Origin of the sequence: Pseudomonas sp. Marseille-Q1929 (assembly GCF_017316265.1) — a bacterium.
GTDB lineage: Bacteria > Pseudomonadota > Gammaproteobacteria > Pseudomonadales > Pseudomonadaceae > Aquipseudomonas.
Genome location: NZ_JAFLWU010000003.1, coordinates 37,530 through 63,889, shown reverse-complemented (window position 1 = coordinate 63,889; position 26,360 = coordinate 37,530). Strand labels below are relative to the sequence as shown.

The window sequence follows — 26,360 nt, the reverse complement described above, 5'->3', positions numbered from 1 at the left end:
CTTAGTTCACCCACACGCGAGCGTTACGGAACATGCGCATCCACGCGCCGTCTTCGTTCCACTCTTCCGGGCGCCACGAGTTCTGCACGGCGCGGAACACGCGCTCCGGGTGCGGCATCATGATGGTGACGCGACCGTCGCGACTGGTGAGGCCGGTGATCCCGCGCGGCGAGCCGTTCGGGTTGGCCGGGTAGGTCTCCGTGACCTTGCCGTGGTTGTCGACGAAACGCAGGGCGACGGTGCCGGACAAGTCGGCTTCCAGCAACGCTTCTTCGCTGGCGAATTCGGCATGGCCTTCACCGTGGGCGATGGCGATTGGCATGCGCGAACCGGCCATGCCTTGCAGGAAGATCGAGTTGGACTCCTGCACCTGCACCATGGCGACGCGGGCTTCGAACTGCTCGGAACGGTTGCGCACAAAGTGCGGCCAGAACTCGCTGCCCGGGATCAGTTCGCTGAGGTTGGACATCATCTGGCAACCGTTGCACACACCCAGGGTGAAGCTGTCGTTGCGCTCGAAGAAGCCTTGGAACGCGTCGCGGGCACGGCTGTTGAACAGCGCCGACTTGGCCCAGCCTTCACCGGCACCCAGCACGTCGCCGTAGGAGAAACCACCGCAGGCCACCAGGCCTTTGTACTCGTTGAGGTCAACGCGACCGGCGAGGATGTCGCTCATGTGCACGTCGATCGCATTGAAGCCCGCACGGTCGAACGCAGCCGCCATTTCCACCTGGCCGTTGACGCCCTGCTCACGCAGTACAGCAACCTGTGGGCGGATGCCTTTCTTGATGTAAGGCGCGGCGATGTCCTGGTTGACGTCGAAGCTGAGCTTGGTGCTCAGGCCCGGGTTGTCTTCTTCCAGGATCACGTCGAATTCCTGCTCGGCGCACTCCACGTTGTCGCGCAGACGCTGGATCTGGTAGCTGGTCTCGGCCCACTGGCGTTGCAGCAGACGGCGCTGGCCGGCAAACACGGTGTCGCCGTTGAACGAGATGTTGATCTCGCCGTTGTTGATCGGCTGGCCGATCACCGCCACGCAGTCATCCAGGCCGGCAGCGCTGAACTGTGCAAGCACGTCTGGGGTAGCGTCCTGGCGAACCTGGATCACCGCGCCCAACTCTTCGTTGAACAGGATGCCGTTGATCTCGGATGCATCCTCGGCAACGCTGTCGAGCACGATGTTCAGGCCGCAGTGACCGGCGAAGGCCATCTCGACCACGCTGGTCAGCAAACCACCGTCGGAACGGTCGTGGTAAGCCAGCAGGTGGCCGTCGGCGTTGAGGCCCTGGATCACGGCGAAGAAGGCCTTGAGGTCTTCAGCGTCGTCGACGTCCGGTGCCTGGCTGCCGAGCTTGCCGTGGGTTTGCGCGAGGATCGACGCGCCCATGCGGTTCTGGCCACGGCCCAGGTCGATCAGGATCAGATCGGTGGTGCCCTTGTCCATGCGCAGTTGCGGGGTCAGGGTCTGGCGGATGTCGGTGACCGGTGCGAAACCGGTAACGATCAGCGACAGCGGCGAGGTGACGCTCTTGTCGGTGCCGTCTTCGTTCCAACGGGTGGCCATGGACATGGAGTCCTTGCCCACCGGAATGGTGATACCCAGCTCCGGGCACAGTTCCATGCCGACCGCTTTGACGGTGTCGTACAGGCGCGCATCTTCACCTGGGTGACCGGCAGCGGACATCCAGTTGGCCGACAGTTTGATGTCAGACAATTTACCGATACGCGACGCCGCGATGTTGGTGAGGGTTTCACCAATGGCCATGCGGCCCGACGCCGGGGCGTCCAGCAGGGCCAGCGGCGTACGCTCGCCCATGGCCATGGCTTCACCGGTGTAGACGTCGAAGCTGGTGGCGGTGACGGCAACGTCGGCCACCGGAACCTGCCACGGGCCGACCATTTGGTCACGGGCCACCAGGCCGGTGATGGTGCGGTCGCCGATGGTGATCAGGAAGCTTTTGCTCGCCACGGCCGGGTGGTGCAGCACGCGTTCGATGCTATCGGCCAGTTCCAGCGTGCTTGGGTCGAAGTCATCGCCCAATTCAGCCTCACGCACAGCCGAACGGTGCATGCGCGGGGCTTTGCCCAGCAGCACTTCCAGCGGCATGTCCACCGGGCTGTTGCCGAAGTGGCTGTCGGTGACGGTCAGCTGTGGCTCGGCAGTGGCTTCGCCGACCACGGCGAACGGGCAGCGCTCGCGTTCGCAGATGGCTTGGAAGCGTGCGAAGTCTTCAGCGCCGACGGCCAGAACGTAGCGTTCCTGGGATTCGTTGCTCCAGATTTCGTGCGGGGCCATGCCCGGCTCGTCGTTTGGAATGTTGCGCAGTTCGAAACGGCCACCACGGTCGCCATCGTTGACCAGTTCCGGGAAGGCGTTGGACAAACCGCCCGCGCCGACGTCGTGGATGAAGCTGATCGGGTTCTTGTCACCCAACTGCCAGCAACGGTCGATGACTTCCTGGCAGCGACGCTCCATCTCTGGGTTTTCGCGCTGTACGGAAGCGAAGTCCAGGTCTGCCGAGCTGGTGCCGGTGGCCATGGAGGAAGCGGCGCCGCCGCCCAGGCCGATCAACATCGCCGGGCCGCCGAGCACGATCAGCTTGGAGCCGACCAGGATCTCGCCTTTCTTGACGTGTTCTTCACGAATGTTGCCCATGCCGCCAGCCAACATGATTGGCTTGTGGTAGCCGCGCACTTCATCGCCACGGGGGGTGGTGATGGATTGTTCGAAGGTGCGGAAGTAGCCAGTCAGGGCCGGACGACCGAACTCGTTGTTGAACGCGGCGCCGCCCAGCGGGCCTTCGATCATGATGTCCAGCGCAGTAACGATGCGCTCAGGCTTGCCGTACGGCACTTCCCACGGCTGTTCGAAGCCCGGGATCTGCAGGTTGGACACGGTGAAACCGGTCAGGCCCGCCTTTGGCTTGGCGCCACGGCCGGTAGCGCCTTCGTCGCGGATTTCGCCGCCGGAACCGGTGGCTGCGCCCGGGAACGGGGCAATCGCGGTCGGGTGGTTGTGGGTCTCGACCTTCATCAGGATGTGCACCGGTTCCTGCACCGCGCCGTACTGGCGGGTTTCAGGGTCCGGGAAGAAACGACCGGCGACGGAACCGACGATAACCGAGGCGTTGTCCTTATAAGCCGACAGAACGCCTTCGCTGTGCATCACGTAGGTGTTCTTGATCATGCCGAACAGGCTTTTTTCCTGGCTTTCGCCGTCGATGTCCCAACTGGCGTTGAAGATCTTGTGACGGCAGTGCTCGGAGTTGGCCTGGGCGAACATCATCAGTTCGATGTCGTGCGGGTTGCGCTTCAAGCCGTTGAAGGCATTGACCAGGTAGTCGATCTCGTCGTCGGCCAGGGCAAGGCCCAACTCGGTGTTGGCCTTCTCGAGGGCGGCGCGACCGCCACCGAGCACGTCAATCGCGGTCAGCGGCTTGGGCTCGGCGTGGCTGAACAGACCGGCAGCCTGTTCCAGCTGGCTGACGATGATCTGGGTCATGCGGTCGTGCAGGCTGCTGGCGATCAGCTCGGCTTCGGCATCGCTGAACTGGCCAGCGACATAGAAGGCGATACCGCGTTCCAGGCGCTGGATTTTTTCCAGGCCGCAGTTGCGGGCGATATCGCTGGCCTTGCTCGACCAGGGCGAGATGGTGCCGAACCGTGGCAGAACCAGGAACAAGCGGCCGGTCGGCTCTTGAACGGGAACGCTTGGGCCGTACTTCAGAAGGCGTGCCAGCACTTGCTGTTCGTCGGCGGTCAAGACGCCGGTGGTTTCGGCGAAGTGAGCAAATTCAGCATACAGGCCTGTAACCGCTGGAACCTTCTGGCTCAGTTGCTCAAGGAGTTTGCTGTGGCGAAAGGCAGAAAGGGCAGGAGCGCCGCGCAGGATCAACATCTTCGGGACAGCCTCGGGAAGGGGTGTGCTTTGAGGCCGTGCATTCTAGCGTAAACCGTCGCCAACGGCACCCGAAACGGCACCGCTGGCCGCTGCCGAACGTCAGTTGGCCGGGTTTGCATGCTATCGGGGCAAAATCCGCGCGATGTCGCGCAGTTATTTTAACCGTCACAATCCCGCGCGAAGCCCCATTTCTGCGGGCTGCAGCACGCTTTTGCGGCGTCTAGCAGACAACGCCCACGCTGTCGAGATATGGCGCCGTGGGCCGTTTGCGTATACTGCGCAGATGTTCTCCCCAACTGCTTTGCGCCCGCGATGTGCCAAATGGCTCTTCGCAACCGGACTCTTCCTGCTGCTCAGCGCCTGTGTTGATAAACCCAGCACGCTCGAGCGAATCAAGGAGGATGGCGTATTGCGGGTGATTACCCGGAACAGCCCGGCGACATATTTCCAGGACCGCAACGGTGAAACCGGTTTCGAATACGAACTGGTCAAGCGCTTTGCCGATGACTTGGGCGTCAAGCTGGAGATCGAGACCGCCGACAACCTCGATGACCTGTTCGGCCAGTTGGGCAAGACCAACGGCCCGGTGCTGGCTGCCGCTGGCTTGGTCAGCAGCGAGCAGCGCCAGCAGCAGGTACGTTTCTCCCATCCTTACCTGGAAGTGACCCCGCAGATCATCTATCGCAATGGCCAGTCCCGTCCGACAAACGCGGCGGACCTGGTGGGCAAGAAGATCATGGTGCTCAAGGGCAGCACCCACGCCGAACAACTGGCGGCGCTTAAACAGCAGAATCCTGCAATCGAATACGAAGAGTCCGATGCCGTTGAGGTGGTCGACCTGCTGCGCATGGTGGACGAGGGGCAAATCGACCTGACCCTGGTGGACTCCAACGAAGTGGCGATGAACCAGGTGTACTTCCCCAACGTGCGCGTGGCGTTCGACCTCGGCAACGCCAGCAACCAGAGCTGGGCCGTGGCCGCCGGTGAAGACAACAGCCTGCTCAACGAAATCAACAGCTACCTGGACAAGGTCGAGAAAAACGGCACCTTGCAACGTCTGAAAGATCGCTATTACGGGCACGTCGATGTACTCGGTTATGTAGGTGCCTATACCTTCGCCCAGCATTTGCAGCAGCGCCTGCCCAAGTACGAGAAGCACTTTCGCGCCTATGCCAAGGAAGAAAAGGTCGATTGGCGTTTATTGGCGGCCATCGGCTATCAGGAATCGCTCTGGCAACCGGCGGTCACCTCCAAGACCGGCGTGCGCGGCCTGATGATGCTGACCCAGAACACCGCCCAGGCCATGGGTGTGTCCAACCGCTTGGACCCCAAGCAAAGCATCATGGGTGGCGCCAAGTACCTGGCCCGGATCAAAAGTGAACTCGACGACAGCATCGCCGAGCCGGATCGTACCTGGTTCGCGCTCGCCGCCTACAACGTCGGCGGCGGCCATCTGGACGATGCGCGCACCCTGGCCAAGCGCGAAGGCCTGAACCCGAACAAGTGGCTGGACGTGAAGAAGATGCTGCCACGCCTGTCGCAGAAGCAGTGGTACAGCAAGACCCGCTACGGTTATGCCCGTGGGGGTGAGCCGGTGCACTTTGTGGCGAACATCCGGCGCTACTACGACATCTTGACCTGGGTGACCCAGCCGCAGTTGGAAGGCAACCAGGTGGTCGAGGGCAACTTGCATGTGCCGGGTGTGGACAAGACCAAGCCGCCAGAAGACAACCCGAAACTCTAAGAACACCACCGAACCCATGTGGGAGCGGGCTTGTGTGGGAGCTGGCTTGCCTGCGATAGCGGTTGGTCAGTCGCCACATGAGTTGACTGATCCACCGCTATCGCGGGCAAGCCCGCTCCCACATTTTGATCTGCGTTTGGTTTAGAGGCCGGTGAGCAGGTGCACCACGCCGCCCGTCAACACCATCACCCCTGGCACACCGGCCGCCGTCAAAGCCTGCTCGTCCAATCGGGTCGCATCCTGCAACTGCACCCTCACCCGCGTCAGCGCAACCCGCTGCTGCAACTTAAGGTTATCCGCTCCACCCAACGCCTTCAGCACCTGCGCCGACAACAACCCCGGCGTTGCCACCGTCTCAGCCACCAAATCCGGGGTCAAGGCCTTCCAGAACGCCCGCTGCAATTTCTCGAACATGCTCAAAGCTCCACGACAGGTGAGGTTTCAACGGTAGCCGCGTGGTACTGGCGCAATGCCTCACGCACTTGCGCGGCTTCTTCCAGGCCCAGCACTTGGCGGGCGATGATCTGGCAGTCGGCCATGTCCAGCTCGCGCACGGTGGCCTTGATGGTGGGGATCAACGGCACGCTGACCGACAACTCATCCACCCCCAGCCCGAGCAACACCGGCACCGCCAGCGCTTCGGAGGCCAACGCGCCACACACACCGACCCACTTGCCATGGGCATGGGCGGCCTTGACCGTGGTGGCGATCAGGCGCAGCACCGCCGGGTGAAAGCTGTCGGCCTGGCTGGCCAGGCGCGGGTGGTCGCGGTCCATCGCCAAGGTGTATTGGGTCAGGTCATTGGTGCCGATGGAGAAAAAATCCACATGGGGCGCGAACACATCCGCCATCAGGGCGGCGGATGGGACTTCGATCATGATGCCCAGCTTGGGCAGCTCGGTGAGCCCCAGCGCCAGCGCTTCCTCTTGCAGAATTTGCCGCGCCTGATGCAGCTCCGACAGCAGGCTGACCATCGGCAACATGATGTGCAGGCGCGCAAAACCCGAGCTGGCGAGGATCGCGCGAAATTGTTCGCGCAACAGTTGCGGGCGCTCCAGGCACAGGCGAATGCCGCGCAGGCCAAGGAAGGGGTTGGTCTCGGCGTCCATCGGCACATAGGCCAGCGGCTTGTCGCCGCCCACGTCCAGGGTACGCACCACCAGATTGCGCTCGCTGCCCAGGGCACGGGCGATATCGGTGTAGGTCGCCGCTTGTTCTTCGGGGCTTGGCGCGCGGTTGCGGTCCAGGTAGAGGAATTCAGAGCGCAACAGACCGACGCCCTCGCCGCCCAACGTCAACGACTGCTCGACTTCTTGCAGCGAGGCGACGTTGGCGCTGACGTCGACATGATGACCATCGCGGGTCGTCGCCGGCAAAGCAGCCTGCGCCACCTCGCGCTGACGTCGCAGGATTTGCTGTTGACGCGCTGTTTCCAGCTTTTCGATTTCTGCCAGGTCCGGGTCCAGGTGCAGCTCACCTTTGTCGGCATCCAGCAGCACTTGCTTACCGTTGGCCAGCGCCAGCACCTGCACCGGCACACCGCAAATCGCCGGCAAACCCAGGGCACGAGCGAGGATCGCGACATGGCTGGTAGCACCGCCACCGACGGTGACAAACCCCAACACCTTGCGCGTATCTAGGCTGGCAGTTTGTGAGGGTGTGAGTTGATCAGCGATCAGGATCGCACGCTCCGGCAAATCCCAGGCGCTGTCCTGAATGCCGAGGATCAGTTTGAGCACACGCTGGCCAACATCGGCCAAGTCCGCCGCACGTTCGGCAATCAGCGCATTGCCCAGGCCCTGGAACAGTTTGACGGTGGCCAGCGTGGCGCTGTTCCAGGCAAAGGCGGCGCTCTTGCCTTGCGCCAGCAGGTCGTGGGCGTGTTCGAGTAAGGTCGGATCTTCGAGCAACTCTTGATGAGCGCGGAAAATCTGCGCCTGGGCGCTGCCGCTGGCCTTGTCTTGCAAGGCTTGCAGCGCTTCGCTTGCCGCTAGCAGGCCGCGCTGCAAAGCGCCACGCTCAGCCGCTTCACCGCTGCCCGGTTCCGTGATGTTCAGCACGGGTTCGGTCACTTGCACCACTTGGCCAAATGCCGAGCCCGGCGATGCGCACACGCCGCGCAGCAATGTCGCCGACGCCAGCGGCACGATCACTTCAGCCGGTGCCGCGACCGTCTCGCCGCAACCGTCAGCCAACAACGCCACCAAGGCCTTGATCGCAGCGTCGGCATCCGCCCCCGCCGCGCTCACTTGCAGCGTGTCGCCGTGCACGGTTTGCAGCGCCATGATCGCCACCAGCGACTTGGCGTTGGCGCTCTGGGTTTGCTTGTGCAGGTAGATGCTCGCGTTGAAGCCTTTCGCCGCCTGGGCCAACACCGCCGCCGGGCGCGCGTGCAGGCCGTTGGCGTTGGGCAGCGTCAGGGGCTTGGAGAACAGCGCATCGCCCTCCTCCTCGTCCACTGCGTCAACCGGCGCGCCTGGGGATAACTGCATCAATGGCTGGCCCACCTCGACCAGACCGTTCGCCAGCAAGGTAAACGGCTCGCCGCTGACCACCAGCATCAGGGTCAGCAAACTGCGGGCATGCAGCGCCACGTAGTCGGCATCGAATTCGATCAGCGCTTGCCCGGCCTCCACCTGCTGGCCTTCCTGCACCAAGCGGGTGAAGCCTTTGCCTGCGAGGTTCACGGTGTCCAGGCCGATGTGCAGGAGCACCTGCACGCCGTGGTCGTTGGTGATGCTGACGGCATGCCCACTGTCCTGGATATTGCTGATCACCCCGGCCAGCGGCGCGCAGAGGGTCTGCGAAGTCGGGTCGATGCACAGGCCGTCGCCGATCAGGCGGCTGGAGAATACCGGGTCGGGCACCGAGTCTAGCGCCAGCAGTACACCGGATAACGGTGCCAGCAGTTCCAGGGGGTTGGATGGGGTCATGACTTCACCTGTTGTTGTGTTCTGTAAAAATCATAGGGTGGAAACATATTTCAGATTCAGCGAGGGCCCCTGTGGGAGCTGGCTTGCCTGCGATGGCGGTACATCTGATAGAGCATCTGCAACTGACACACCGCCATCGCGGGCAAGCCCGCTCCCACATAAAGCTCATCCACTTGAGTCCGCGTTACTTCCACCAGTATTCGACTTGCACACCAAAGTTCGACCCATGCCGCGCCGTACCGTACGAACCCGTGTCGGACAACGCCGACCCCGCCGCCAGCTCATTCGCCGCACGCTTGGCCGCTTCGTTCCAGGTTGCATAGGTGTAGTACAAACGCACTTCCGGGCGTGCCCAGAAATCCGGGCCTTTGGGCGACCAGGTCGGGGCAAAGGTAAATTTGCTCAGCTTGCGCGTACCGCCAGTGGCATCGACCTGGTCATGGCCCAGCTCGGTCACCAGCTTGAACTGCTCGCTGATGGCATACGCCGGGCGCACGCCGACCGACATCCAGGTCTGGTCCTGGCTGCCGGGGCGAATATCCTTCTGGTACACCGCCTCGATCTGCCCGCCAAAACGCGGGGTCACCTGCCAGTCGAAAAACTCCACGGCGCGATAACTTTTGCTGCTCTTGTCCAGGAAGGTATCGCCGGTATAACCGAGCCCGGTGCCGGGGCCTTCGCCGTACTGCAAGGCGAACTTGTTCTTGCCGCCGAGGAAGGGTTTTTGCACGTGCTGTGCGGTGATCGCCCAACCGCTGTTGGTGTCGCGCCCGCCGGCTTTTTCGATGTAGCTCAAGCCCAGTTCCAGCTCGCCGCCGGGGTTGGTCTTGAAGCCGGCGACGTTGAAGTCGTGACGGGTGGCGTATTCCTTCTGGTACAGGTTGTCCTTGCGCGAGATCGCGTAGCTGTACTTGAGGTCGCCGATAAGCACGTCTTCGATACCGCCGCCCGTGGCGCTCTGGTTCCAGTAGTAGAAGTCGGAGATATGGATGTCGTTACGTTTGTAGTAACGGCGCCCGGCCCAGATCGAGCCGCCGTTGAGGCTGGGCAGGTTGGACCACTGCGCGTACATCTGCGGCATGCGCGCCGAGCCGTTGTTCTCGCCCTGGAATTTGAGCTCGCGGTCGTACTTGTTGTACAGCGACGCCATCGCATCGACGCTGAGCACCGAGCCGTCGTCGAGGGTCAGCAGGTCCTGGCGCAGTTCCAGCTCGGCGTATTGCTCACATTCGTTGCCCAGGCGATATTTGGACTGCGCCCCCGGCAACTGGAAACATTGCTGCGGGCCACTGCCCGTTGACGTCCCCGCGCCGCTGCGCAAGTAACCGGCAAATTCCAGGGCCTGAGCGCCAAAGGGCAGGCTCAGACAGGATGCAACGAGGCCCAGCTTTATAGTTGTTTTCATGAAGCACTCCGATATTTTTATTATGGTTTTTGCAGCGCCCCGTGCTCCCACACGGGGGTACAACGGGTCTCAATCCTTGAGGTGCAGCACAAACGATTCGTACGGGCGCAACACCACCGTCGCGGTTCGCTGCGGGCAGTCGGGGTAGTTGCTGATCAACAGGCGTTGCTCGGTTGCCGCGTTGATCACGTCAGCAGGCAGTTGGATTTCGCACGGCGTGCCGTAGAAGTTGTTCAGCACCAACAGGCGCTCGCCGTGACCTTCGCGCAGGTAGGCCCAGACCTGGAGATGGTCTTGCAGGAGCTGGCGATAAACACCCTGCTGGATCAGCGGTTCATGGCGACGCAACGCGATGAGTGCGCGGTAGTGATGCAGCACTGAATCCGGGTCATCCAACTGGCTTTCGACGTTGATCTGCGCCGCGTTCGCCGGGATACCAATCCACGGCTCGCCGCTGCTGAAACCCGCATTGGCCCCGGCATTCCACTGCATCGGCGTACGCCCGTTATCCCGCGACTTCTGCATGATTGCGGCCATGCTCGACGCTTCGGACTCACCGGCATCGCGCTTGAGGCGGAAGATATTCAGGGTCTCCACATCGCGGTACTGCTCGATGCGGTCGAAGCCCGGGTTGGTCATGCCCAACTCTTCGCCCTGGTACACATAAGGCGTGCCCTGGAGGAAGTGCAGCGCGGTGGCGAGCATCTTGGCCGAGACCACGCGATGCTCACCGTCGTCGCCAAAGCGCGAGACCACGCGCGGCTGGTCGTGGTTGCACCAGAACAACGCGTTCCAGCCGCCGCCGGCCTGCATGCCCAGTTGCCAGTCGGAAAAGATCTGCTTGAGCTGGAGGAAATCGAAGTCGGCTTTCACCCACTTTTGCAGGTTCGGGTAATCGACTTTCAGGTGATGAAAGTTGAAGGTCATCGACAATTCTTTCGACGCTGGATTCGAATAGCGAATGCAGTGCTCCAGGCTGGTAGACGACATCTCGCCGACGTTGATCAGGTCGTGGCCTTCGAAGACTTCGCGGTGCATTTCCTGCAAGTATTCATGCACGTTGGGGCCGTCGGTGTAGAAGCGCCGGCCGTCAGTGTTGTCTTCGGGGAAATCGGCGGGCTTGGAGATCAGGTTGATCACGTCCAGGCGGAAACCGCCGACGCCCTTGTCACGCCAGAAGCGCATCAGCTTGAACACTTCGGCGCGCACCTTGGGGTTGTCCCAATTGAGGTCGGCCTGGGTGTGGTCGAAAAGGTGCAGGAAATACTGGCCGGTTTGTGCCTCGTACTCCCAGGCCGAGCCGCCGAACTTGGATTCCCAGTTGTTCGGCTGGTCGCGCCAGATGTAGAAATCGCGGTACGGGTTGTCGAGGCTGCTGCGCGCCTGCTGGAACCATTCGTGTTCGATGGAGGTGTGGTTGACCACGATGTCGAGCATCAGCTTGATACCGCGTTTGGCGGCTTCGCTGATCAACCGGTCGCAGTCGGCCATGGTGCCGTAGCTGGGGTCGATGGCGTAGTAGTCGCTGATGTCGTAGCCGTTGTCGCGCTGTGGCGAGCGCAGGAACGGGGTGATCCACAGGCAATCCACGCCCAGCCACTTCAGATAATCGAGTTTGTCCACGATGCCCAGCAAGTCACCGGTGGCGTTACCCGCGTGGCTGTGGAAGCTTTTGGGGTAGATCTGGTAGATCACCGAGTGTTGCCAGTTTTGCATGGGGATTCCTTCAGTAGAGTTTTGTGCTGGCCTTGAGGGCCTCTTCGCGAGCAAGCCCGCTCCCACATTTGAAATGCATTCCCATGTGGGAGCGGGCTTGCTCGCGAAGGCGATAGATCAGGCGACGCGATAACCCGGCCGAACAATCTTCATGCTCAACCCACAGGTCAAAACAAACGGCACCACGATCGCAACCGCCATCCCGATCACAAAGCTTGGGATGTACTGCGGAATGATCGAGATAAACCCAGGCAAGCCACCGACCCCGATGGCCGACGCCTGCACCTTGTTCAGCGACAGGAAAATACTGCCCAGCGCCGAACCCAGCAGCGCGGCGTAGAACGGAAACTTGAAGCGCAGGTTCACGCCGAACATCGCCGGCTCAGTGATGCCGAAATACGCGGAAATCGCCGAGGTGGACGCCATGCTTTTGTCCCGCGCGTTGCGGGTCATGTAGAACACCCCGAGTGCGGCGCTGCCCTGGGCCAGGTTGGACATGACGATCATCGGCCAGATAAAGGTGCCGCCTTGGGTGGAGATGAGTTGCAGGTCCACCGCGAGGAACATGTGGTGCATGCCGGTGATCACCAGCGGCGCGTACAACAGGCCGAAAATCGCCCCGCCAACCATTGGCGCCAGGTCGAACAAGGTGACCACGCCTTCGGTGATCAGGATGCCGAGGTGACGGGTCACCGGGCCGATGATCGCCAGCGCCAGCACACCCGTGACCACGATGGTGGTGATGGGCACGACCAGCAACTGGATCGCATTGGGCACTCGCGCCCGCAGCCATTTCTCGATGACGCTCATCACATAGGCGGCCATCAGGATCGGCAGGATCTGCCCCTGGTAGCCGACTTTTTCGATCTTGAACCAGCCGAAGATATCGAAGTACGGCAGGCTTTGGCCGTCGAGGCCGGCGACGGCCTTACCGTAGTTCCAGGCATTGAGCAGGTCCGGGTGCACCAGCATCAGGCCGAGCACGATGCCGAGGATTTCACTGCCGCCAAACCGCTTGGCCGCCGACCAGCCCACCAGCGCCGGCAGGAACACAAACGAGGTATTGGCCATCAGGTTGATCAGGCTCCACAGGCCGTCCAGGTTCGGGTACGCCTCCAGCAGCGTCTTGCCCTCGATGAACATGCCCTTGGCGCCCATCAGGTTGTTCACGCCCATCAACAGGCCGGCGATGATCAGCGCGGGCAGGATCGGCATGAACACATCGGAAAATACCCGCACCAGGCGCTGCATGGCGTTGGTCTTGTCGGCGCCCTTCTTCTTCACATCGGCGATGGTGGCGGCGGCAAGACCGGTCTGTTCGCGCAGGGCGGCGTAGACCTTTTCCACTTCACCGGGGCCGATGACCACCTGGAACAGGCCGCCGGTAAAGAACGAGCCCTTGACCAGATCGACCTGGTTCAGCGCGCTGCTGTTGACCAGGCTCGGGTCCTTGAGCGCCAGACGCAGGCGCGTCACGCAGTGGGCGGCTTGCTCAAGGTTGTCGCTGCCCCCGAGGTGTTCGAGGATCTCGCGGGCAATATTCGAATAGTCGTGGCTCATGCTTGGTTTCCACTTTGATTTTTTTATTTGGGGGCAGTCATTGGCAGCACGCCGAGGGCAAAAGTACTCGTCTGTACGAGTTAAAGCAACAACTCGTACAGACGAGTTTGAAAAAGTTTATTCCGCGCAGGACCTGGCTGACTGTAGGTCGAATGGACAAACCCCACCCATGCCACTAAGGTTCCTGCCTGAACGCAAAGGCACAGAGCCATCCCCATGAGCAAATACAACCAGATCTACACGGATCTGCTTGCCAGCATCACCACTGAACGCCTGCAACGCGGCACGCGCCTTCCCTCCGAAACCGAACTGATGCACAGCTACCAGGCCAGCCGTGGCACCGTGCGCCGGGCCATCGAGCAATTGCAGGAGCGTGGGTTCGCGCAAAAGATCCACGGCAAGGGCACCTTCGTGTTGTCGCCCAACCCCATCGAGTTCCAACTGGGCGGCATCGTCAGCTTCTACGAAACCCACGCCGACCTGGGCGATGACGTACGCACCGAAGTGGTTGAATTTACCCAGTTCCCCCTGGAAGGCTCACTGCAGCAACATATCGAAGCCGAACCGGGCACCCTGATTACCCGTATCAAGCGGGTGCGGCGCATTGGCGGAAAACGGGTGATCCTCGACATCAACCACTTCGTCGCCGAGCTGATTCCGGGGCTGGACCGCGAGATTGCCGAGCAGTCGATCTACGCGTTTATCGAACAGACCCTGCAACTGCAAATTGCCTACGCCCAACGCACCATCGAAGCCCTGCCCCGCAGCAAGGACGACCAGGCGCACCTCGACCTCGAAGGGCAAAGCCATGTGATCGTGGTGAGTAACCAGACGTTTTTGCAGGATGGCCGGCAGTTTGAATACACCGAGTCGCGGCATACGTTGGATAAGTTTTACTTTTCGGATATTGCGCGGCGCTGACGGCGTTCCTTCGGGAATGATCTTGCGCAAATCCATCGCGGGCCAGACAATGCGATTCATTATCAATTGAACCGTTGGTTTTGCCGCTCATGCCCGCTCCCGATTCTTGCGCCCTGCACGTGCTGTACAGCGAACACAATGGCTGGCTGAAAAGCTGGTTGCGCGCCCGCATGGGTAACGCCAGCGATGCGGCGGACCTGGCCCAGGATACTTTCGTACGCCTGCTGACCTCCCGCGATGTCGAACAGATCCGCGAGCCGCGCACCTACCTGAGCGCCATTGCCCGCGCATTGATGATCGACAAGTTCCGCCGCCGCGCCCTTGAGCAAGCGTACCTCGAAGCCCTGGCCCTGCGCCCGGAACCGCTGGATGTCTCCCCCGAAACACGCCTGCTGATCCTGGAAACCCTGGTGGCGATCGACAGCATGCTCGACGGCCTCGGCGAGCGCACGCGGCAGATCTTCCTTGCCGTGCAGTTGGAAGGTTTGAGCTATGTGGCCACCGGCGAACGCCTCGGCGTCTCGGTGACCACCGTCAAGAAACACGTGATCCGTGCCATGACCCACTGCCTGCTGCTGACGGAAGACTGATGGCCGTGCCCCTGGACCTGCCCACCCTCGAAGCTGCCGCCACTTGGTATGTGCGCCTCAACAGCACGTCGCCGAACGAGGCCGACCACCAGGCATGGCGTCAGTGGCTGGCGGCCAACCCGCAGCACGCACGGGCCTGGGCCCGCGTGGAAAAATTGCAAAGCCAATGGGCCAGGCTGCCAGCAGATGTTTCCCTATCGACCCTGGCCGGGGTCAAGGCGCGCCGCCGCGCAGTGCTCAAGACCCTTGGCCTGTTGCTGGCAGTGAGCGGCAGTGGCTGGCTGGCCGCCGGGCACCTGCCGTACCCGGCGATGCTGGCCGATCAACGCACCGCCACCGGCCAGCGTCGCCACTTGCGCCTGGACGACGGCAGCCAGTTGGACCTCAATACCGACAGCGCCATCGACATTGCCTTCAACGCCGAACTGCGCCTGATCCGCCTGCATCGCGGCGAGATCCTCGTGGAGACCGCCCGCGACAGCCGCCCGTTTATCGTCGAGGCGCCGCAAGGCAGCGTGCGCGCGCTGGGCACTCGCTTTATCGTGCGCTGCGGGCCGACCGTCACCGAGGTGTGCGTGCTGGACAAAGCCGTAGAGCTGCGCCCGTTGAACCATCCGTCACGCGTGCTGCACCTGGATGCTGGCCAGCAGGCCCATTTCGACCGCGACCAGACCAGTGCCGTAACCCCCGCCCCGGCGGGAGCCGGCGCCTGGAGCCAAGGCATGCTGACGGTGATCGACTGGCGCCTGGCGGACTTTATCGCCGAGCTCAGCCGCTATCGCCCGGGCGTGCTGCGCTGCGCACCAGCGATTGCCAACCTGCGCCTGAGTGGCGCGTTCCGCATCGATGACACCGATACCATCCTGGAAAACCTCAGCCAGTCGCTGCCGGTGAGCGTGCGTTTCGTCACGCGTTATTGGGCCAGCGTCGAAGCCGCCTGAAGTTTTCTGCGAATAATTCCCATCAAGGGTTGCCGATTCCAATTTTCGTTCGGCCATGTACAGGAAAGCAGCAATCACGACTGCTCCCCTGCCCTGCCAACGGAAGGAAACCTGTATGTCACGATTCACCCTCAACGCCGCCCGGCCGCTCGCCCACGCCGTTCACCTGGCGGTGGCGCTCGGTGTCTTTTCGGCCTTGAGCCTGGCACCGACCCACGCACTGGCGCAAAACCAGAGCCATGCCTACCAGATCAATGCGGGGTCGCTCGGCGCAGCCCTGAGCCTGTTTGCCACGGCGGCGAATGTCACATTGTCGTTCAGTGTCGAGCAGACCCAAGGCATGACCACGCCAGGGTTGACCGGCACTTACAGCATCGACGAAGGCCTGGCGCGCCTGCTCGCCGGCAGTGGCCTGCAAGCGCAGCGCCAGGCCAATGGCGCGTATGTACTGGTACCAGCCGCCAAGGGTGACGCGCTGCAACTGGGCGCCACCACCATCTCCGGCCTGGGCTTGGGGGCGATCAGCGAGAACAGCGGTTCCTACACCACCGGGTCCACCAGCACGGCGACCAAACTGAACCTGAGCCTGAAAGAAACACCGCAGTCGGTCAGCGTCATGACCCGCCAACGGATCGACGACCAGAACCTGAACAGCATCGGCTCGGTGCTGGAACAAACCCCGGGGATCAACGTACAAAGCCCCGGCAGCGACCGGCTGTATGTGTTCTCCCGTGGCCTGGCCATCGACAACTACCAATACGACGGCATGCCCACCACCTCATTTGCGTTCAGCCAGGCGTTGCCGCAAGCGCTGTCGGATATGGCGATCTACGACCACGTCGAAGTGCTGCGCGGCGCTTCCGGCTTGCTGTCGGGCACGGGCGATCCTTCCGGCACAGTCAACATGGTCCGCAAGAAACCCACCGCGATCTTCCAGGGTTATGTCAGTGCCGGCCTGGGGTCGTGGGATCAATACCGCAGTGAAGTCGACGTCTCCGGCCCATTGACGCCGACCGGCAACTTACGCGGACGAGCGGTGGCAGCCTATTCCCAAGGCAACAGCTTTACCGACCACCTGCAGACGGAAAAAACCATCGTCTACGGCGTGTTGGAAGCAGACTTGAGCGACAACACGCTGCTGACGGTCGGTGCCGAATACCTCAACAACGACCCGCGTGGTTTCTCCACCACCGGGCTGCCACTGCTGGACAACAAGGGCAATCGCCTGAACACCTCACGCAGCGACAACCCAGCCAGCCGCGACAGCACCAACCGCCAGGAATCGGTGAATGCCTTCGCCTCGATCGAGCACAAACTCGATCACGACTGGAGCTTGAAGATCTCCGCCAACTCCATGTACGGCACCCGGGACTACGACTCGATCACCGTCGGCACCACCACCGGATTCGTCAACGCCCAAACCGGCAACGGCCTGAGCTACACCGCGACCAAGGGCGACAACACGCAAAAACAACAGGGCCTCGACGTGATGCTCTCCGGTCCCTACCAACTGCTGGGCCGGGAACATGAGCTGGTAATGGGTTTCAACTACCAGAGCTACGAAAACCGCCGCAACGGCTACGGCAACCTGATGGCCGACGGCAGCAACAACAACGGCGTCAGCGGCAAGCCGGTGAACATCTACAGCTGGAACAACTACGCACCCAACGCGACCTATAACTTCAACCGCGAAGACGATGACATCGACCAATGGCAAAACGGCGCCTACCTGGCGACGCGCTTGAAGCCGGTCGACGACCTCTCGGTAATCCTCGGCGCCCGCGTCAGCAACTACCGCTATGACGCGCTGTTTCACTATCACGTCGCCAGCCTGCAGCCATACAACACCGACGACACCGTACGCATCAACGGCAAAGTCACACCCTATGCCGGCGTGGTGTATGACCTGACGCCCAACCACTCGGTCTACGCCAGCTACACCAGCATCTTCAAGCCACAGGCGTACCGCAACACCAGCGGCCATTTGCTGGACCCGCGTGAAGGCGACAACTACGAGATCGGCCTGAAGAGTGATTACTACAACGGCCGCCTGAACACCGCCATCGCGTTGTTCGAAGTTGACCTGGAGAACGACGCCATCGCCGATGGCACAGTGGCCGGCAACGACCTCGTCACCGCCTATGCGGCGAAAAAGACCAAGACCCGCGGCATCGACATGGAAGTCAGCGGCGAACTGCTGCCGGACTGGAACCTCAACGCCAGCTACAGCCACAGCGTGGTCAAGGACGCCGATAACGAGCGCGTCAAAACCATCATCCCGGCCGACATGATGAAGGTCTGGACCACCTACCGCCTGCCCGGCGAACTGGACCGCCTGACCGTTGGTGGCGGCGTGAACTGGCAAAGCGGCATCCACATGACGGTAAGCAATTGGCAACTGCCGGCCTCGACCAAGGTCAAGCAAGGCGACTACGCCACCGTAAACCTGATGGCCCGCTATCAACTGACGCCGCAGTGGTCGGCCACCGGCACGCTGAACAACCTGTTTGACAAGAAGTACATCAGCTCGCTGGACGAGAACTTTCGCAGTGGCTCGTATGGGGCGCCGCGTAACTTTATGTTGACGACTAAGTACGCGTTCTGAGGCAGCCCTGAACCGCTGCCTTCGAGGACAAACTCAAGAAAAACAAAACCCCGGCACCAGGCCGGGGTGTTGTCATTCAGCATTCACCTGCTAGTGCAGGATCATTCCCACTCAATCGTCGCCGGCGGCTTGCTCGACACGTCATAAGTAACGCGCGAAATGCCTTCGATCTCATTGATGATACGGCCGCTGACAGTCTCCAGCAGTTCGTACGGCAGGTGCGCCCAACGAGCAGTCATGAAGTCGATGGTTTCTACGGCACGCAGGGCCACGACCCATGCGTAACGACGGCCATCGCCTACAACGCCTACAGACTTGACTGGCTGGAACACCACGAAAGCCTGGCTGACCTTGTGGTACCAGTCGGCCTTGCGCAGTTCTTCGATGAAGATGTGGTCGGCGCGACGCAGCAGGTCGGCGTATTCCTTCTTCACTTCACCCAGGATACGCACGCCCAGGCCCGGGCCCGGGAATGGATGGCGGTAGACCATGTCGTACGGCAGGCCCAGTTCCAGGCCCAGACGGCGGACTTCGTCCTTGAACAGTTCGCGCAGCGGTTCTACCAGCTTAAGGTTCATTTCCTCAGGCAGGCCACCCACGTTGTGGTGGGACTTGATCACGTGGGCCTTGCCGCTCTTGGCGCCAGCCGACTCGATCACGTCAGGGTAGATGGTGCCCTGGGCGAGGTACTTGATGTTGTCCAGGTTGTTGGACTGGGCATCGAATACGTCGATGAAGGTGCGACCGATGATCTTGCGCTTCTTCTCTGGGTCGGACTCGCCGGCCAGGTTGTTCAAGAACTGATCTTCAGCGTTGGCGCGGATCACCTTGACGCCCATGTTCTCGGCGAACATGGCCATCACTTGCTCACCTTCGTGCAGGCGCAGCAGGCCGTTGTCGACAAAGACGCAGGTCAGCTGGTCGCCGATGGCTTTGTGCAGCAGGGCAGCCACTACCGAGGAGTCAACGCCGCCGGACAGGCCCAGCAGTACGTTGTCGGTGCCGACCTGGGCGCGAACCTGGGCGATGGCGTCTTCAGCGATTTTCGACGGGGTCCACAGGGCTTCACACTCGCAGATGTCGAGGATGAAACGCGACAGGATGCGGCCGCCTTGCTTGGTGTGGGTCACTTCCGGGTGGAACTGCACGCCGTAGTAGCGACGCTCGTCGCTGAACATGCCGGCGATCGGGCAGCTCGGGGTGCTGGCCAGGATGTGGAAGTCTTCCGGCATCTTGGTGACCTTGTCACCGTGGCTCATCCACACGTCGAGGCCGAACAGGCCGTCGGCGTCAACGTGGTCTTCGATGCCGTCCAGCAGGCGGCTCTTGCCGACCACGTCGACACGGGCATAACCGAATTCACGCAGCTCGGAACCTTCAACCTTGCCGCCCAGTTGCTCGGCCATGGTCTGCATGCCGTAGCAGATACCGAAGACGGGCACGCCCAGGTCGAATACGGCTTGCGGGCAACGCGGGCTGTTGGCTTCGTGCACGGACTCGGGGCCACCGGCGAGGATGACGCCTTTGGGTGCGAATTCGCGGATCGCTTCGTCGTCCATGTCGAACGGATGCAGTTCGCAGTACACGCCGATTTCACGCACGCGGCGGGCGATCAGCTGGGTGTACTGGGAACCGAAGTCGAGGATCAGGATGCGGTGGGCGTGAATGTCGAGGGCCATGAAGTCAGTCTCGTCTAATGAATCAGAAACAACTCGGGGCTGAAGAACAGCCCCGGTTACTTAACATTTTGCTGGAAGCATCAACCTACGCGGTAGTTTGGCGCTTCCTTGGTGATCTGCACGTCGTGGACATGGGATTCAGCCATGCCGGCGCCGGTGATCCGCACGAACTCAGGCTTGGTGCGCATTTCTTCGATGTCGGCGCTGCCGGTGTAACCCATCGAGGAACGCAGGCCGCCCATCAGTTGGTGGATGATCGCGCTCAGGGTGCCTTTGTAAGGAACACGGCCTTCGATGCCTTCCGGGACGAGTTTCTCGGCGCCTGCCGAGGAGTCCTGGAAGTAACGGTCGGAAGAGCCTTGCGCCTGGGACATGGCGCCCAGCGAACCCATGCCACGGTAAGCCTTGTACGAACGGCCCTGGAACAGTTCGATCTCGCCTGGCGCTTCTTCAGTACCGGCGAACATCGAGCCCATCATCACGCAGGAAGCACCGGCAACGATGGCCTTGGACAGGTCACCGGAGAAACGGATGCCGCCGTCGGCGATCAACGGTACGCCGGTGCCTTCAAGGGCAGCAGCCACGTTGGCGATGGCGCTGATTTGCGGCACGCCCACACCGGCAACGATACGGGTGGTGCAGATCGAGCCAGGGCCGATACCGACCTTGACCGCATCCGCGCCCGCTTCGGCCAGGGCCTTGGCGGCAGCGCCGGTGGCAATGTTGCCGCCGATCACTTGCACTTCAGGGAAGTTCTGCTTGACCCAACGCACGCGGTCGATCACGCCTTTGGAGTGACCGTGGGCAGTGTCGACCACCACCACGTCAACGCCAGCAGCGACCAGCGCGGCAACGCGGTCGCCGGTGTCTTTACCGGTGCCGACCGCAGCGCCAACGCGCAGACGACCTTGGTCATCCTTGCTGGCCAGTGGGTAAGCCTTGGCTTTTTCGATGTCGTTGACGGTCATCATGCCCTTGAGGGCGAATTTGTCGTCGACGATCAGCACGCGCTCGATGCGGTGCTTGTGCAGCAGTTCGCGCACATCGTTCTTGTCGGCGCCTTCCTTGACAGTGACCAGACGCTCTTTGGGCGTCATCACTTCACGGACGGTGACTTCAAGACGGTTTTCGAAACGCACGTCACGGGAAGTGACGATGCCGACCAGGTCGCCATCATGCAGCACCGGAACACCGGAGATGTTGTGCAGGCGGGTCAGGTCGAACAGGTCACGCACGGTGGCGTCGGCTTCGATAGTGATGGGGTCTTTGACCACACCGGCTTCGTAACGCTTGACCTTGCGCACTTCGGCAGCTTGCTGCTCGATGGTCATGTTCTTGTGGATGATGCCAATGCCGCCTTCCTGAGCCATGGCGATTGCCAAACGGGCTTCAGTGACGGTGTCCATGGCAGCGGAAACCAGAGGAATATTCAGCTCGATGCCACGGGTTAGGCGGGTCTTGAGACTGACTTCGTTAGGAAGCACCTCGGAATAACCGGGCACTAGGAGAATGTCGTCGAATGTCAGAGCTTCTTGGCTGATACGCAGCATCGCGGGGGCTCCCGAGCGGGAAAATGGAAGCGCGCCATTATATACATGCACCCTGCCGGGCTCAATGTAAAACTCTGACAAACTTGGTAATACTGATAGATGGATTAGAGTTCGACTTTGACCCAACTCATCTTCTGGTCCAGCCAATCGGCAAATTCGTCGATAAAGCTCTGCTTGAACCCCGCCTCCGCCCAGTTGTTGAAGATGAAGCCCAGGTTGGAAAAGCCGCATTCCTGCAGGAACAGGAAACCGTTGATGTCATCTTCATGCCCACACAGCGGGCAGGTGAAGTTGTCGGTGTGGCCGGGCATCCAGTCTTCCAGGCTTTCGAACAGCGCCTCGCCGACTTCCTTGCGGCATTCCGGGCAGCCGGCTTCTTCAAGGAAGCCCTTGGCCGGCGTGTAGATGCAGCGTTTGTAGATGATCTCCAGGCCGTTGATCGGCTCGTTGAACGGCAGCGCCTGCGGGTGCAGCACCACGGCGCGGGCGCCGTCGGCCAGGGCGTAGCCCATGCGGTTGCCGGTGCGCCCGCACGTGGTGAGTTCTTCCTTGATGATGTTCTTGCGCACCAACCAACGCACGATCGCCCGCGCGCGGGGTTCGTGGACGGGCAAGGTGGAGATTTTCGGGACAAGGATGCTTTGGGAATTCATGGGAGTCCTGCGGTGTGGCCACTGGCGCCATCGCGGGCAAGCCCGCTCCCACATTTGAAGGTATTCACAATTCAAAGTGTGGGAGCGGGCTTGCCCGCGATGAGGCCCTGAAGGCTGGCAGCTTAATCCCTGAAGAAATCAGGTCAAGCGCTCAAGTACCGCCCAATCAATGCAATACCGCTGGCAAGCACCAGCCAAGTCACCAATCGCACAAAGGCTTCGCGGGACATGCGCATCGTCAATCTGCGCCCAAACCACAACCCCAACCCCATCGCCGGCAACAGGCACAGCGCCAACAGCAACAACGGCAAATCCGCATACACCCCGGCAATCAGGAACAGGCTCAGGCGCACCACCGTGCTGCAACTGATCAACGCACTTTGGGTGGCGCGCGCCGCGTCCTTGGGCAAACGGCTGTTCAGGTAGATCGCATATAAAAAGCCACCACTGCCAAACAGCGCACCAAATAACCCGCCCACGGTGCCCATGGGAATCGACCAACCCGCCGCCAGCTGCGTCGGCCGCGCCTTTACCGCCAGGCTGTAGAGCGCATAGGCACTGATAAACAGCCCCATCAACAGCAGCAACACATCCGAATGCAGATTGAGCAAAAACACCACGCCAAGGGTGCACCCGATGGCCATGCACGGCAGCAGCCTCAGCAGCTCGGGCTTGTTCACGTCGCGCCGCGATTGCAGCAGGTTGCCAAAGGCCGCGACAAAATCCAGCAGCACCAACAGCGGGATGATCTTCGACAACGGCATAAACAGAATCAGGATCGGCCCCGCCACCAGCGCCGTGCCAAAACCGGCGATGCCAAACACGATGTAGGCCACCACCACGCCCACGGCAATCACCAGCCAATCCACACCACCAAACGACCACTGGTTCAACAACTCAACCGCGCCCATGGGTTATTCCTTGAAAGAGATGACCTTCACTTTAGCCATCGGCGAGGGTTGCGACTAATATCTTCAAAGCCATCCACCTATCTCGAAAAGGCATGACGCGTGATCTCCACCCGCCAACTGCGCTACTTCGTCGAAATCGCCGACAGTGGCAGCTTCAGCGCCGCCGCCGAGCGTTTGTTTGTCGCCCAATCGGCGCTGAGCCGGCAAATAAAGGAACTGGAAACCCAACTGCAAACCCCGCTATTCGAACGCACTGCGCGCCAGCCCCGGCTGACGGCGGCGGGCGAAGCGTTCTACCCGCGGGCGCGCGCCCTGCTGAGCGAGCTGCTCAAGGCCAGTGAGATGACGACTCAGATTGGCAACGGCCAACTCGGCACACTGCGCTTGAGCCATTCGAGCACCGTGCCGATGAGCGGCGCGTTGCTGCAAGGGATCAGCGCCTGGCTGGAACGCTGCCCTGGCGTGTCGATGGACATCGTCAAACTGTCCTCGGAAGCGCAACTCGAGGAAATCGCCGACGGCCACCTGGACGTAGGATTGTTACGCCTGCCGGTGCTGCGCCAGCGTGAAGGCGTGCGTGTGATGCCTTTATATAGCGAGCAAGTGTTGCTGGCCGTGCCGCCGAGCCATGCGCTGGCGCGTAGCGACATGCCGGTGGAGTTGGCGCAGCTCAGGGACGAAGCGTTTATCTCGATCCCCCACCCTCAGCGCGGCGGCTTGAGCTATCTGTCAGCCGAACTGTGCATGCGTGCGGGATTTTTCCCCAAAGCCGCACGGGTGATGTCGCGCAAGACCACCCAGTTGCAGCTGATCCAGGCCGGCTTCGGTATTGCCTTGTTACCAAAATCCATGCAGGACATCGCTCCCGCCAGCGTGCGTTTTTTGCCGCTGGCCGACCCGGACTGCCTGAGCACCGTGGCCCTGGCCTGCGCGCAAGCGCCCAGCGCACTGGTGGAGCAATTCTGCCAAACCCTGCACGAATGCCTATAAACTGCCGCCCATGATTAAAGATCCCTTTGCCCGCCTGGGCCTCGACCGCGAAGTCCTCACTGTCAGCCAGCTCAACGGCCGCGCGCGGGTGTTGCTGGAAGACGTGTTCACCAATATCTGGGTCGAAGGCGAGATCTCCAACCTCGCCCGCCCGGCCTCCGGCCATGTGTATTTCACCCTCAAGGACAGCGGCGCCCAGGTGCGTTGCGCGTTGTTTCGCAATAACGCCGCGCGGGTACGCCAAGCCTTGAAAGACGGCCTGGCGGTGAAGGTGCGCGGCAAGGTCTCGCTGTTCGAGGGCCGTGGCGACTACCAGTTGATCCTCGACACGGTGGAGCCGGCCGGTGATGGCGCGCTGCGCCTGGCCTTCGATGCGCTGAAGGAAAAGCTCAGCGCCGAAGGCCTGTTCAGCGCCGAGCGCAAGGTGCCGCTGCCGGCCCATCCGCGGCGCATCGGCATTATCAGTTCGCCAACTGGCGCGGTGATCCGCGACATCATCAGTGTGTTCCGCCGCCGGGCGCCGAACGTTGAACTGACGCTGATCCCGACGGCCGTGCAAGGCCGCGAGGCGATCCCGCAGATCGTGCGGGCGCTGAAACTGGCCGACGCGCGGGGCTTCGACGCCTTGATCCTGGCCCGTGGCGGCGGTTCGCTGGAAGACCTCTGGTGCTTCAACGAAGAGGCCGTGGCCCGTGCCGTCGATGCGTGCGTGACGCCCATCGTCAGCGCCATCGGCCATGAAACCGATGTATCCATCAGTGACTTCGTCGCCGACGTCCGCGCCCCTACCCCATCTGCCGCCGCTGAATTGCTCGCGCCAGACGCCAGCCATCTGGTGCGCCAGGTTGAAAACCTGCACCGTCGCCTGGTGATGCTGATGCGCAACCGCCTGAGCCACGACCGCCTGCGCCTGGAAGGCACGGCCCGGCGCCTGCGCCATCCCGGCGAACGTCTGCGCCAGCAAGCCCAGCGCCTGGATGACCTGGACATGCGCCTGCGACGCGCCTTCGAGCGCAGCCTCAATACCCGTCGCGAGCGCCTGATCCGCCTGGAAACCCGCCTCGCCGGCCAACACCCCGGCCGCCAACTGGCCCTGCTGCGCCAGCGCCTCGACAGCCTCGCCGAACGCCTGCCCCGCGCCATGCGCGAAGGCCTCAAGGCGCGTCGCCTGCAACTGCAAAGCCAGGTGCAGACGCTGCACGTGGTCAGCCCGTTGGCGACCCTTGGCCGTGGCTACAGCATCCTGCTGGACGAACGCGGCCAGGCGATTCGCAACGCCGCGCAAACCCACACCGGCCAGCGCCTGACCGCGCGCCTCGGTGAAGGCCAGCTGCAAGTGCGGGTGGAAGACAACCACCTCACCCCCGTCACCCTTTCGTTATTGGATTGATTGATGCCACGTTTATTCAGCCTGTTGATGTTGTTGTGCCTTGCCGTTAACGCCCACGCCGACAGCTACATCACCCGCACCTTGAACAAGCCGGTACCCGGTGGCGTGGCCGTCGTCGATCTGGGCCCGGCGGCAGCCGCGCCGAAAGCCAGCTACCAAGGCAAACCAGTATTGGTGGTAAAGGAGCAGGACAACTGGCTGGCGATTGTCGGCATCCCCTTGACGGTCAAGCCGGGCAACGAGCGCATCAGCAGTGGCGGGCGCAACCTGCCGTTTATCGTCGGCTACAAGAAGTACCCGGAACAGCGCATCACCTTGAAAAACAAAAGCCAGGTAAACCCCGAGCCGGCGCAGCTCAAGCGCATCGAGGCGGAGCTAGCGGTGCAGATCAAGGCTTACCGCAGTTTCAGCCCGAACCTGCCCAGCAACCTGGTGCTGGATAAACCGGTGAACGGGCCGCTATCGAGCAAGTTCGGCGTGCGCCGTTTCTTCAACGGTGAAGAGCGCAACCCCCACTCCGGCCTGGACTTCGCGGTGCCGGCCGGCACGCCGATCAAAACCCCGGCGAATGGCAAGGTGATCCTGGTGGGCAACTACTTCTTCAACGGCAACACCGTGTTCGTCGATCACGGCCAGGGCTTTATCAGCATGTTCTGTCATATGTCGAAGATCGATGTGAAAGTCGGTGATCAGCTGACCCGTGGCGCCGTGGTCGGCAAAGTCGGCGCGACCGGCCGTGCGACGGGGCCGCATATGCACTGGAACGTCAGCCTCAACGATGCACGGGTCGACCCGGCGATCTTTATCGGCGCCTTCCAGCCCTGATTGATTCAATTGCGCGCCAGCCAAATGGCGCGCAATTAAAAATAGA

General features: G+C 61.8%; 18 protein-coding genes. 8 read left to right on the top strand and 10 right to left on the bottom strand.

Annotated features, from left to right (window positions below; all coding sequences use genetic code 11):
* Position 1: 1 nt before the first annotated feature.
* The gene (gene purL / locus J1G37_RS06230) at positions 2-3,898 is read right to left on the bottom strand and encodes a phosphoribosylformylglycinamidine synthase (RefSeq protein WP_207040564.1); all 3,897 of its coding nucleotides are present in this window, start codon (positions 3,896-3,898) and stop codon (positions 2-4) included.
* A 286-nt stretch (positions 3,899-4,184) separates the two neighbouring features.
* Between purL and mltF the strand changes: the two genes are divergently transcribed.
* Positions 4,185-5,645 carry a membrane-bound lytic murein transglycosylase MltF gene (mltF, locus tag J1G37_RS06225; RefSeq protein ID WP_207040563.1) on the top strand — a complete coding sequence of 487 codons (1,461 nt, stop codon included), beginning with the start codon at positions 4,185-4,187 and terminating at the stop codon, positions 5,643-5,645.
* Positions 5,646-5,786: 141 nt separating this feature from the next.
* On the opposite strand, the gene J1G37_RS06220 is transcribed toward mltF, so the two are convergent.
* The 5 genes from J1G37_RS06220 to treP all read right to left on the bottom strand — a co-directional run bounded on the left by J1G37_RS06220 (position 5,787) and on the right by treP (position 13,259).
* Positions 5,787-6,059, bottom strand: coding sequence for a PTS transporter subunit EIIB (locus tag J1G37_RS06220; protein WP_207040562.1), 273 nt, complete (start codon positions 6,057-6,059; stop codon positions 5,787-5,789).
* A gap of 2 nt (positions 6,060-6,061) precedes the next feature.
* Positions 6,062-8,578 (bottom strand): phosphoenolpyruvate--protein phosphotransferase, encoded by a 2,517-nt coding sequence (gene ptsP / locus J1G37_RS06215; protein ID WP_207040561.1) that lies wholly within the window; start codon positions 8,576-8,578, stop codon positions 6,062-6,064.
* A 184-nt stretch (positions 8,579-8,762) separates the two neighbouring features.
* Positions 8,763-9,983, bottom strand: a complete 1,221-nt coding sequence (locus J1G37_RS06210) for a carbohydrate porin (RefSeq protein ID WP_207040560.1) — start codon at positions 9,981-9,983, stop codon at positions 8,763-8,765.
* A 69-nt stretch (positions 9,984-10,052) separates the two neighbouring features.
* On the bottom strand, positions 10,053-11,699 hold the full coding sequence (treC, locus tag J1G37_RS06205) for an alpha,alpha-phosphotrehalase (protein WP_207040559.1): 1,647 nt from the start codon (positions 11,697-11,699) through the stop codon (positions 10,053-10,055).
* A 117-nt stretch (positions 11,700-11,816) separates the two neighbouring features.
* Positions 11,817-13,259 (bottom strand): PTS system trehalose-specific EIIBC component, encoded by a 1,443-nt coding sequence (treP, locus tag J1G37_RS06200; RefSeq protein WP_207040558.1) that lies wholly within the window; start codon positions 13,257-13,259, stop codon positions 11,817-11,819.
* Positions 13,260-13,475: 216 nt separating this feature from the next.
* Here treP and treR point away from each other — a divergent pair, with 216 nt between their 5' ends.
* The 4 genes from treR (at position 13,476) to J1G37_RS06180 (ending at position 18,316) form a co-directional block, all read left to right on the top strand.
* Positions 13,476-14,180, top strand: coding sequence for a trehalose operon repressor (gene treR, locus J1G37_RS06195; RefSeq protein WP_017736802.1), 705 nt, complete (start codon positions 13,476-13,478; stop codon positions 14,178-14,180).
* 89 nt (positions 14,181-14,269) lie between these two features.
* Positions 14,270-14,770 carry a sigma-70 family RNA polymerase sigma factor gene (locus tag J1G37_RS06190; RefSeq protein ID WP_207040557.1) on the top strand — a complete coding sequence of 167 codons (501 nt, stop codon included), beginning with the start codon at positions 14,270-14,272 and terminating at the stop codon, positions 14,768-14,770.
* Complete coding sequence (locus J1G37_RS06185) at positions 14,770-15,711, top strand: FecR domain-containing protein (RefSeq protein ID WP_207040556.1); 942 nt, start codon at positions 14,770-14,772, stop codon at positions 15,709-15,711. Before J1G37_RS06190 ends, J1G37_RS06185 begins: the two co-directional genes overlap by 1 nt.
* A gap of 115 nt (positions 15,712-15,826) precedes the next feature.
* Positions 15,827-18,316, top strand: coding sequence for a TonB-dependent receptor (locus J1G37_RS06180; RefSeq protein WP_207040555.1), 2,490 nt, complete (start codon positions 15,827-15,829; stop codon positions 18,314-18,316).
* Positions 18,317-18,417: 101 nt separating this feature from the next.
* Here J1G37_RS06180 and guaA read toward each other — a convergent pair whose 3' ends face one another.
* The 4 genes from guaA to J1G37_RS06160 all read right to left on the bottom strand — a co-directional run bounded on the left by guaA (position 18,418) and on the right by J1G37_RS06160 (position 23,109).
* On the bottom strand, positions 18,418-19,995 hold the full coding sequence (gene guaA / locus J1G37_RS06175; protein ID WP_124525050.1) for a glutamine-hydrolyzing GMP synthase: 1,578 nt from the start codon (positions 19,993-19,995) through the stop codon (positions 18,418-18,420).
* Positions 19,996-20,075: 80 nt separating this feature from the next.
* The gene (guaB, locus tag J1G37_RS06170) at positions 20,076-21,545 is read right to left on the bottom strand and encodes an IMP dehydrogenase (protein WP_017478674.1); all 1,470 of its coding nucleotides are present in this window, start codon (positions 21,543-21,545) and stop codon (positions 20,076-20,078) included.
* A 104-nt stretch (positions 21,546-21,649) separates the two neighbouring features.
* Positions 21,650-22,198: a sugar ABC transporter ATPase gene (locus J1G37_RS06165; RefSeq protein ID WP_207040554.1), complete on the bottom strand. Its 549-nt coding sequence runs from the start codon at positions 22,196-22,198 to the stop codon at positions 21,650-21,652.
* A 143-nt stretch (positions 22,199-22,341) separates the two neighbouring features.
* Positions 22,342-23,109 (bottom strand): sulfite exporter TauE/SafE family protein, encoded by a 768-nt coding sequence (locus tag J1G37_RS06160; protein ID WP_207040553.1) that lies wholly within the window; start codon positions 23,107-23,109, stop codon positions 22,342-22,344.
* A 99-nt stretch (positions 23,110-23,208) separates the two neighbouring features.
* On the opposite strand from J1G37_RS06160, the gene J1G37_RS06155 reads away from it, so the two are divergent.
* Genes J1G37_RS06155 through J1G37_RS06145 form a run of 3 tightly spaced genes read left to right on the top strand, consistent with a single transcriptional unit; the run spans position 23,209 to position 26,314 of the window.
* On the top strand, positions 23,209-24,099 hold the full coding sequence (locus tag J1G37_RS06155) for a LysR substrate-binding domain-containing protein (RefSeq protein WP_207040552.1): 891 nt from the start codon (positions 23,209-23,211) through the stop codon (positions 24,097-24,099).
* Positions 24,100-24,109: 10 nt separating this feature from the next.
* Positions 24,110-25,489, top strand: a complete 1,380-nt coding sequence (gene xseA, locus J1G37_RS06150) for an exodeoxyribonuclease VII large subunit (RefSeq protein ID WP_207040551.1) — start codon at positions 24,110-24,112, stop codon at positions 25,487-25,489.
* 3 nt (positions 25,490-25,492) lie between these two features.
* Positions 25,493-26,314 carry a M23 family metallopeptidase gene (locus J1G37_RS06145; RefSeq protein ID WP_207040550.1) on the top strand — a complete coding sequence of 274 codons (822 nt, stop codon included), beginning with the start codon at positions 25,493-25,495 and terminating at the stop codon, positions 26,312-26,314.
* Positions 26,315-26,360: the final 46 nt, after the last annotated feature.